Raw genomic sequence first — 9958 nt, 5'->3', positions numbered from 1 at the left:
TCTCTATTTTCAGCGCGGCTTCTTGGCTCTATCCTTTATGCAGCAAGCATTATAGGTACGTTGTCACCCGCTAAGCTACATTCCAATCTTCACCCCCAGGCAAGTGCGACAAATATTCGTCGATCGCATCCTCTAATTGTTTGATAGAATAAGTATACGTCAGAGATAGGAACTGGGTAGCCATCAAAATAATTGGCTCTCTGTCCACTCTCTTAGCAAGTTGAGCGCGGCTTAACTTTCCTTCCAACACTTCCCTACTCGCCTCACGAATTGCTGCTTCTAGTTCATCTTCTATGAAAAGCTCCCACTCATCGGCATTGATATCGTAAGATGTTTTATTATCTTTGAGATTGAGCTTTTTAATACCTCGAACAGAATTAGCAATAGAAGTTGCCCAAGAATTTGTTAAGCGCTGCTCAACTTGGTTTTTAATGAGGTGGATTAGCAGAATTAGTAAAAAAGAACCTATATTCCGCAGAGTTGATTGTTTGCTCATGCCCTCTAATTCATCGACAATTGCTATAGCCTCTTCATTCCGACCTTCTAAAATACAATTTCTGAGGTCTCTTAATTCCTGTACCATTGCTTTTGGCCTCAATATTTCTAGGAATTTCGTAAGGTGTGCAATGCACACCCTACGCGCTCTATTCTTCAGTCTGCGGAGGCAGACTTCGTTTGACTTTCTGGCGGTTTCAACCGCCGTGTATACGCCGTTTCAACCGCCGAATCTAAACAGATTGAGTTACATGATGGCGGCTAGTCAATTTATCCAATTGATTCACCAACAAACTCAGGAACAATCCCACATCGGTAACAACTCCAGTAGATTCGATCGAACCCCGATCGCTCAATTTCGTCACCACCGCCGGATTAATGTCCACACAGACCATCTTCACACCAGCCGGCGTCATATTTCCCACACCAATTGAGTGCAGCATAGACGACAGCATTAACACCATATCCGCACCCCGTAACAGCTCAGTATATTCTTCTTGAGCCTTAACTAAATCCATTTGCGTGTCAGGAAGTGGCCCGTCATCGCGGATCGAACCGGCAAGAGAAAACGGTATATTGTTCTTCACACACTCGTACATCACACCGTTAGTAACCAGGCCTGCTTCAACAGCTTTTGCAATACTCCCGTAACGCCGCACAGTGTTAATTATTTTCAAGTGGTGCCGATGTCCGCCGCGCACAGCAACACCGCGTTTCATGTCAACCCCTAAAGAGGTTCCCATATTCGATTGTTCCATGTCGTGAACTGCGATCGCATTTCCGCCCAACAGCGCTTGTACGTAACCTTCGCGAATCAAATGCGCTAAATGTTCGCCACCACCGGTATGGATGACAACAGGCCCCGCCGTAACAACAACTTTGCCACCGCGATCGCGAATTTGGCGCAATTCCCAGGCTACTTGTTCCACCACCAATTCTACGCGACGCTCGCTAGAAACGCTGCCGGACATAAAGCTGAATTCTTGAGAATTGCGCTGTTCCCGCGATTCGGTTTTACGGATAGTGCGGATGCCTACCACATCAACAACAACTTTTTCACCTACTTTTAAATCTCGCAGTAATTTGCATTTAGCAACTGGGCCCTCGGCCGTTTCGGTAATAGCAACTGCTCCATCCATCCGCTGATTTTGTACCTTCACCCACTGGTTATTTACCCGCACTTCCGTGGGATAAATTGTACTCACATAAAAGTCGTCCGGCCCGACACCATCTTGCACTACCGGTTCTAAAATAGCGTCGCAAATCTCTTGTGGCGGAGGAACTGCACCCAAGTCAATCAGCATTCCCATCATTTCTTCCATCACATCGTGGGAAGGAGCCGAAACTTTAACGTCGGCAGATGATGTACTTTGCCGCTGCTCTCCCAGATTGAAATTGAGAACTTGGAAACTTCCACCGAGATCGATAATTAAGTCTAAAGCGCGACTGATTAAACCAGCATCCAGCAAGTGACCTTCCATGCGAATTGTGCGGCTTTCTACCATCACATTTGCCGATCGATCTTCTTGCACGGGTTCCGTTACCCGCAGCGTCAGACACTTAGCAGCACCGCCGGCTTTGAGGAATTCGCTCAGTGGGGTTTCAATTACTTGAAAACCAGCCTTAGTGATGCGGGTTTTCAAGGCTTCGCTAACCTTGTTCATTACCACAATCTTGTCAATATTGACGGCATTGCAGGCAAAATTGGCGGCATCGGCTTCTTCAATAGCAATGCGTTTTTCCGGCGCGACTCGCATTTCAATTAAGCGGTTGGAGTAGGAGTCAAATGCTGCTGGATAGTAGAGCAAATAGCCGCCTGTCAGGGGACAAAAACAGGTATCTAGGTGATAGAAACGTTCGTCAACTAAACGCAGTGAAAGCACTTCTATGTTGAGCCATTTTGCTAGTAACGGGTGCGAGTCGAGTTCGGAACGGAATCCATATCCGGCCCACAACCAGCGTCCTTCGCGATCGAGTAAAGCATCGCCAGCGCCCTCAAACGGCAAATCTTTCGGGAGTTCGTGCACGGTGAAACCTTTGCTTTCAAACCATGCTTTGAAATAGGGTTCTTCGCCTTGGCGTTCTTTGTGATAGAAACGGCTGAGGACGAAGGTATTGCCTAAAAGTAAGCCTGCGTTGGCGGTGAAAACCATATCCGGCCAGCCTTTTTCGGGCGGTACGAGGTCTACAACGGCGTTGTCTTTGAGGACGTGGTAAAGTTTTTCCCACTGTTCGACGGCGCGATCGCGCGATGATTTGTGGACATTTCCCTCCATCCACGGATTAATCACGTAATCCACATCGTAGTGGTCGGGAGCGCACATGAGGAAGCGAATTGAGTCAGTCATAATTCAGTGAAAATGTGGTAGACGCTACAGCAGACGTATGTTGACAGAGTTTGTATAAGAGCAACTGTAATATTCACTACTAATTTTAGCAGCGTAACGTCTGGGGCATTAAAAAGCTAACTTTTTATTATATCATGATTAAGATTAAATTCCACTCAATGACCGACAGTTCACAGGAAATACTACATAAAATGTCAGGTTATGACGCACCCTAAAATAGGTTCTGATAGAGGATTAATATGATTTTTGTTTAATTGCCCCCAATCTGACGGTCAGGGCGGGTTTACGGTCGTCTCGGGCTTATATTATAGATTGTTGGTAAACCGGCTCCTACAAGAATTATGGTTAATTTAGCGGACACGATATAATAGCTTATGCTAACTTTTAACTTTCAACTTTTGCGAAATCGGTAGTTCGATCGCAAATTCTGTCCCCCTGCCAACTTCTGAATGACACTCCAACTTACCGCCGTGGGTGTCTTTAACAATTTGGTAACTAATCGACAACCCCAAACCAGTGCCACTGCCGATCGGTTTGGTAGTAAAAAACGGGTCAAACATCCTTGACTGAACTTCGGGACGGATACCGGGCCCGCTGTCAGAAATCCGCACACACACTTGATTTTCGCTGCTGACTTCAGTAACAATGCGAATTTGGTTAACTTTGCAAGTACAGTTTGCTGAGGACTCTTCCACAGCGTCGATCGCATTCGACAGTAAATTCATAAATACCTGGTTTAATTGAGCCGGATAACACTCGACTTTCGGCAGTTGGCCGTAATTTTTAATAAGTTGAATTTCCCGACGTTTTTGCTGTGACTGTAATCGGTGCTGCAAAATCACCAAAGTGCTCTCTATCCCTTCATGAATGTCTATTACTTTGCGAGCTGTTTCATCGAGTCTCGAAAAGTTTCGCAAAGACAGCACTATCTGCTTAATTCGGTTAGCACCTTCTTGCATAGAAGCCATGATTTTAGGAAAATCGTCAGCAATAAAATCTACCTCGATTTCTGCCAATTCTTGAGCTATTTCAGGAACGGGTTCGGGATAGTGTTGCTGGTAGAGTTCGAGCAATTTTACTAAATCGCCAGCGTACTGTTTGGCGGGAATAATATTGCCGTAGATGAAGTTGACAGGGTTATTAATTTCGTGGGCCACTCCCGCTACCAGTTGCCCGATACTTGACATTTTTTCGGATTGAATGAGCTGGGATTGAGCATTTTTTAAGTATTCGAGAGTTTGTTCTAACTGTTGCGCTTTTTCCCGTTCTCGCAGTTCGCTAAGCAGCAAATCTGCTTCGGCTTGTTTGCGATCGCTAATATCCATTACGGTTCCCAACAGTTTGATTACTTCCCCGGTTTCGCTAAAAACAGCTTCTCCCCTTCCTTCCACGTATATAATTTGACTGCTAGGATGTAAAAATCGAAACTCTCTTTTGTAGGAAATACCTTGTGAGATAGTTAGGCTGACTGTTTCTTGAAATAATTCTCTGTCGTCGGGATGACACATCTTTAAAAGTTTGGCAGATGTCGGTTCAGTTGCACTTGAGTCCAGACCAAAAATGCGGAATACTTCTTCTGACCAAGTAATTTTATGGGTGACTAAATCAAATTCCCAACTGCCGATATGGGCAATTTTCTGGGCGGCTGCTAGACTAGCTTCGCTTTGTTGAAGTTTAAGTCGCTGTTGTTTATCTTGTTCGAGAAGATTGGCTTGAGCGATCGCAATTCCCATTTGTGCTGCCACAGCTTTCAATAATCTGATCTCATCTTGTGTCCAGTGACGCGGGCTATCGTACTCGTGCAAGCATATCATTCCGTTGGCTTTTCCCTGGTATGAAGTGCGGATGGATATCATCGACTTCAAACCTATTTGACTGCACAAATCTCTGACGTTTTCTAGCAGGGGTTCGGCAAAAACATCGTCACAGACTACAGCTTGATCTTGGGACAATAAAAACTGCACGTGAGGATTGCCCTCTATGGGAATTTCTAAGTCTAAAAGCGATGGAGATGCGGCTTTTCTGTACTCAGCGACATTAAAAATTCGGGGAACTGGGTTTTCTGTGTAGGTGTGAATCAAGCAGCAATCGGCATTAAAAATTCGACCTATTTGGGCCGTTGCTGTTTGAAAAACTTGATCTTGATTTAAGCTGTAGCGGATTTCGAGAGTAATTGTTTCTAGGAGAAATCTTTGCTTGATTTGCCGTTCCAAAGCAGCTAAAGCTGTTTTAAGTTCGAGTTCTGCTTGTTTGCGATCGCTAATTTCAGCAGCAGTTCCCAGAATTTTCCAAGGTTTGCCCTCCGCTGTTCTGACAAACACGCTCTCCCGACTGCAAAACCACCGATATTCACCATTTTTGTGCTGTATCCGGTATTCAAAATCAAAGCTTTCGCCATCTTTTGCTGTCTCAAGTTTTTTTCTGTGTTCTGAGAATGCAGGGATATCGTCAGGGTGTATTAACTTAGGAATAAATGTGGCTGCCATCTCCTGTATTTCTTCAAACCTGTAGCCAATATCGCTATAAATTTCGCGGTTGATATAGAGACTTCTCTCTTCTATCAAATCGTAAACGTACAATAGATTAGGATTCGTTTTAATTACTGCCGACAGCCAGTGCTGGCTTTCTCGTAGTTGTACTTCGATCCGCTTGCGTTCTTCTATTTCAGCTTCTAGCAGCGCATTTTTTGCTAAAAGTTCCTTAGAAAGCCGACTGAGCAGCAGTTGATTTTGGACGCGAGCCACCACTTCTTCTATTTGAAACGGTTTAGTAATGTAGTCTGCCGCCCCCAGCGAAAAAGCTTTGACTTTATCAAAAACTTCATCTAAAGAGCTGATAAAAATCACAGGAATATGTTTGGTTTCCGGACAAGCTTTTAGCAGTTGGCAGACTTGATAGCCATCCATACCTGGCATCATGATGTCCAGCAAAATCAAATCCGGTGCGCTCGATCGAGCAAAGTTGAGAGCCAAGCTGCCATCCCGTGTCGGTCGCACTTTATATCCTCGCTTAGACAAAATCTGGGATAAAAGCCGCAAGCTTTCTGGGTGGTCATCCACCATTAAAATGTTTTGTTGTAAGGGAGTAGTTTGAACTGTAAGTGTTTCTAGTCTTGGATTTTGACCGTCAGTTGTATTCACAGCAGACCCTCCAACAATTCAAATTTAATATGCGGAACATTTTAAAAGCCATTAACCGCTTGTACCTCAAACTCTCAGGGAAATTAGCACAACTATCGGCTATATATAGCGTTCTCCTAAATCATCTATCATTATATCAAAAATAAGATTCTTTTGAAAATGTTGGCGGATAAACTTATCGCAGCTAATTGAAAAAAAAGCCGAGCTGCCTTAAATCACAGGCTAAGCAAGCAACTTTGATTAAACGTAAAACTTTTACAGTGTCTATAACCCGGTTTCGCCTGCATTTACCGAGTGGCTCGGTGTTAGGTTTTTTCAGTAGATATACTTACTACAGACGGCAACTAAACCAGCCCTGACTATTCGTATCAACTTAAGACTAAAATCCTTTGTCTGTCTTGTTTGTATCCAAGTCTTGAACCCCCTAAATGACCTTTTTTAAGCACGGTTAGGGGGATTTAGGCATAATTGTAAAATAGTATACCGTTACTACAGGGGAGCTGAAGTTGGCACCAATCCGCTCTGAAAAATTCCTAGAATATCCTATATTTTATTTACACCCTCGGCTTGATTTATGGTATCTTTGTTTCGATCTGCAATTCCCCGCTTGCGGCGTACACAGCTTTCACGTTATACCAATTCAGAAAAATCCGAGCTATTTCTAACGCTAACTGCGGCTTGCCTTGGTCAATCAACCACTGCAAAAAAGGAGTCATCGTCCGCTCGTTCAGCATCCCGCCCAATGATAAAACTCCCCACAGTATTTGGTGCAAAAAAGTCATTTGAATCATCATCCGTACTTCCCAAGTTGGGTGTTTTTGATAAAATAAAACTCCCATTCTCCCCCGCTGAATTTCTCTGTCAATCATGCCCGGAATTTGCTCTAAACTAAAAGGTGGATGCCAGTGATAGCCGACAGCACCCGGACATTTAATGAGTTTCAAACCTAATTTTTTTAACCTAACTCCCAATTCTAAATCTTCCCATCCGTACAGTTGAAAGCGATTGTCAAAAAGTCCAGCAGCCAGCAGCCAGTGGCGGGCGATCGCCACATTTCCCGTAGCAAAGTAAGCCGCCGAAAAATCCGTTATTTTGTATGGTTCCGAAGTAGGATTATCGAAATTGCAGGTATTAATCACGCTGCCGTAAGTAAAAACAGCATCAGTATCTTTGTAACCCTGTAGTAAAGCATCGGCGTGTGCTTGCAAAAAATGCTCAGTCACCACCAAATCGCTGTCAATAAAAATAATTGTCTCGCCCTTAGCATCTTCAACGCCCAAATTCCGGGCAGCGGCGGGGCCTTGGTGACATTGGGCGATCGATCGCACATGAGGCAACAAGTCGGCATTTGCCACCAACCACTCGATCGTCCCGTCCGTCGAGCCGTCGTCCACGACAATTACTTCATACTCTCTGACAATCTCACCGAACTGCTGATTTTCCAAAGCCAGTAGACATTTTGCCAAAATCGGTTTACGATTATACGTCGGAATCACAACACTAAAAAACACGACTTTTCCCCATCGCCACAGTTACCGTATCCCACGGTAGCAGATTTTTCGCAGCAACACCCCGGGTAAATAGCAAAGTTTAGCAAAAAAAGAATATATAAATCTGTACTATTTCTGACAAGAATCGATCTCAATTAGGTGCATAATGAAAAGTCGGTTAAATATCACATCTTGCACCATTCTCCAGAACAGGCAAGATGCCTGTTCCACAAAAATTTAATTTTATTGTGGGGCAGGCATCTTACACCATTCTCCCGAACAGGCAAGATGCCTGTTCCACAAAAATTTAATTTTATTGTGGGGTGGGCATCTGGCCCGCCCCTAAAAGGCTGATTCACAGCGGGTGCAAGATGTCAGTTAAATTCAGGATGTAAATAGCAATGAGTCGCGCTAAAAAAGTTGTACTAGCATATTCGGGCGGAGTCGATACCTCCGTCTGCATTCCTTACCTCAAAAACGAGTGGGGTGTGGAAGAGGTAATTACTCTGGCTGCGGATTTGGGACAGGGAGACGAATTAGAACCGATCCGCAAAAAAGCTTTAGCATCCGGTGCTTCGGAATCTTTAGTTATTGATGCTACCGAGGAATTTGTCAAAAACTATGCGTTTCCAGCGATTCAAGCTAACGCACTTTACGAAAACCGTTATCCCCTTTCGACTGCCCTGGCTCGCCCGCTGATTGCTAAATTGTTAGTAGAAGCTGCGGAAAAATACGGTGCAGATGCGATCGCCCACGGTTGTACAGGTAAGGGAAACGATCAGGTGCGGTTCGATGTGTCGATCGGCGCGCTCAACCCCAAGATTAAAATCTTAGCACCGGCGCGGGAGTGGAAAATGAGCCGCGAGGAAACGATCGCATACGGCGAGAGATGCGGCATTCCGTCGCCGGTGAAGAAGTCTTCGCCTTACAGTATCGATCGCAACTTATTGGGAATGGCAATTGAAGCCGGCATCCTCGAAGATCCTTGGGCGGAACCACCGGAAGAGGTGTTTTTGATGACAAAGGCGATCGAGCAAACTCCCGACACACCCGAATATATTGAAATCGGTTTCGAGTTCGGAAATCCTGTCAGTTTGAACGGCAAAGAGTTATCACCAGTCGCCTTAATTTCCCAACTCAACGAGATAGTTGGAAATCACGGAGTCGGGCGCATCGACATGATTGAAAACCGCCTAGTCGGGATTAAATCGCGGGAAATTTACGAAACACCAGCGATTTTAGTTTTGATGCACGCGCACCGGGACTTAGAAAGTTTGACACTGACAGCCGATGTAACGCGATACAAGCGAGGCATCGAAGAAACCTACAGCCAAATGATTTACAACGGCCTTTGGTACAACCCTTTAAAAACAGCTTTAGACGCATTTATTCAGGACACGCAAAAGCGAGTAACTGGAACCGTGCGGCTCAAACTATTCAAAGGAAATGCCACAATTGTCGGCCGCAAATCCGAAAATTCGCTGTACAGTTTCGACTTAGCAACCTACGGCGCAGAGGACGAATTCGACCACAAGGCGGCCGAAGGGTTTGTCTATGTTTGGGGACTACCGACCCGCATTTGGTCGGAGAAAAATAGGGGTTAGAATGTGTTAACAGTTATGGACGCTCATAAACCGGGTTTCTTCCTATCTCTGGTTAAGAAAGCAAAGATTTTTGATAGAAACCCGGTTGCTAGCCTCGACCTGCGTTCGTGACAACTAAAGTCCGTGCAACGCGAGACTAAGATTAAGGTGGGCAATGCCCACCTTATTTGTTAAAGTAGGGATAAAATAGTTTAAAAATCTTAGAAACTGCCATGACAGCTTCAATTGCGACAGTTATCCAAAGGAATATTACAGCAACTTCATCTCAATGGACAACGGCCACTTGGGAAGAGTACCTGGTTGTTCGCGACGATTCCAAAAATTATAACATCGGATTGTTCTTTAATTGCGATCGGCTCTTGGTCATTGACATGGGAAAAGAAGGAATCAATCCCGCCAGCATCAATAACTTGTTCACAGTTTTGTTTTATATCTGGTTTAGTCAAGTACCAGAACAGATATACAGTTCCCTGGGCGGCTGCTTGCTAGAAAAACCTAAAAAGCAAGCTGCATCGCCAGATTTAATGCTTTATCTGGGCAGGGAATACCCAAGTTGGCAAACAGGAGAACGGCGTTATATTAATTTAGAACAGTGGCGAGTACCCGATTTAGTGGGCGAAATTTCAGACACTACTTTAACAATAGATTTAGATGAGAAAAAATATCTCTATGCCGATTTGGGTATTCCTGAATATTGGGTAATTGATGTTAAAGGTTTGCGAGTTTTCGCATTTCAGTTGCAGTCAAACGGCAAGTATCAGGAATGCGAGACTTCTCTAGCACTGTCTGGACTGCCAATTTATTTATTAGACCTCTTGCAAAAATAACTAGGACGGGCAAGATGCCCATCCCACAAAAAACATTTTTTCTTGTGGAACGGG

General features: G+C 44.5%; 6 protein-coding genes. 2 read left to right on the top strand and 4 right to left on the bottom strand.

Going from position 1 to position 9958, the window contains the following annotated elements; all coding sequences use genetic code 11:
- Window positions 1–70: 70 nt before the first annotated feature.
- From QUA40_RS26010 to QUA40_RS25995, 4 genes are all read right to left on the bottom strand, one after another.
- Complete coding sequence (locus tag QUA40_RS26010) at window positions 71–583, bottom strand: DUF29 family protein (RefSeq protein WP_333131228.1); 513 nt, start codon at window positions 581–583, stop codon at window positions 71–73.
- Window positions 584–728: 145 nt separating this feature from the next.
- Window positions 729–2843, bottom strand: a complete 2115-nt coding sequence (argZ, locus tag QUA40_RS26005) for a bifunctional arginine dihydrolase/ornithine cyclodeaminase (protein WP_333131226.1) — start codon at window positions 2841–2843, stop codon at window positions 729–731.
- 377 nt (window positions 2844–3220) lie between these two features.
- Window positions 3221–5983 carry a PAS domain-containing protein gene (locus QUA40_RS26000; protein ID WP_333131224.1) on the bottom strand — a complete coding sequence of 921 codons (2763 nt, stop codon included), beginning with the start codon at window positions 5981–5983 and terminating at the stop codon, window positions 3221–3223.
- A 572-nt stretch (window positions 5984–6555) separates the two neighbouring features.
- On the bottom strand, window positions 6556–7494 hold the full coding sequence (locus QUA40_RS25995) for a glycosyltransferase (RefSeq protein ID WP_333131222.1): 939 nt from the start codon (window positions 7492–7494) through the stop codon (window positions 6556–6558).
- Window positions 7495–7874: 380 nt separating this feature from the next.
- Between QUA40_RS25995 and QUA40_RS25990 the strand changes: the two genes are divergently transcribed.
- Window positions 7875–9077, top strand: a complete 1203-nt coding sequence (locus QUA40_RS25990; RefSeq protein ID WP_333131220.1) for an argininosuccinate synthase — start codon at window positions 7875–7877, stop codon at window positions 9075–9077.
- Between the two features lie 212 nt (window positions 9078–9289).
- A complete protein-coding gene (locus QUA40_RS25985) occupies window positions 9290–9904 on the top strand; it encodes a Uma2 family endonuclease (RefSeq protein ID WP_333131218.1) in 615 nt (204 codons plus the stop codon).
- Window positions 9905–9958 lie beyond the last annotated feature (54 nt).

Source organism: Microcoleus sp. Pol11C3 (assembly GCF_036701485.1).
GTDB lineage: Bacteria > Cyanobacteriota > Cyanobacteriia > Cyanobacteriales > Microcoleaceae > Microcoleus.
This window is presented reverse-complemented; position numbering and strand designations above follow the sequence as displayed.

Coding starts and splice junctions, on each gene's coding strand:
- QUA40_RS26010 (WP_333131228.1), bottom strand. CDS start 583: ATGGTACAGGAATTAAGAGACCTCAGAAATTGTATTTTAGAAGGTCGG.
- argZ (WP_333131226.1), bottom strand. CDS start 2,843: ATGACTGACTCAATTCGCTTCCTCATGTGCGCTCCCGACCACTACGAT.
- QUA40_RS25990 (WP_333131220.1), top strand. CDS start 7,875: ATGAGTCGCGCTAAAAAAGTTGTACTAGCATATTCGGGCGGAGTCGAT.
- QUA40_RS25985 (WP_333131218.1), top strand. CDS start 9,290: ATGACAGCTTCAATTGCGACAGTTATCCAAAGGAATATTACAGCAACT.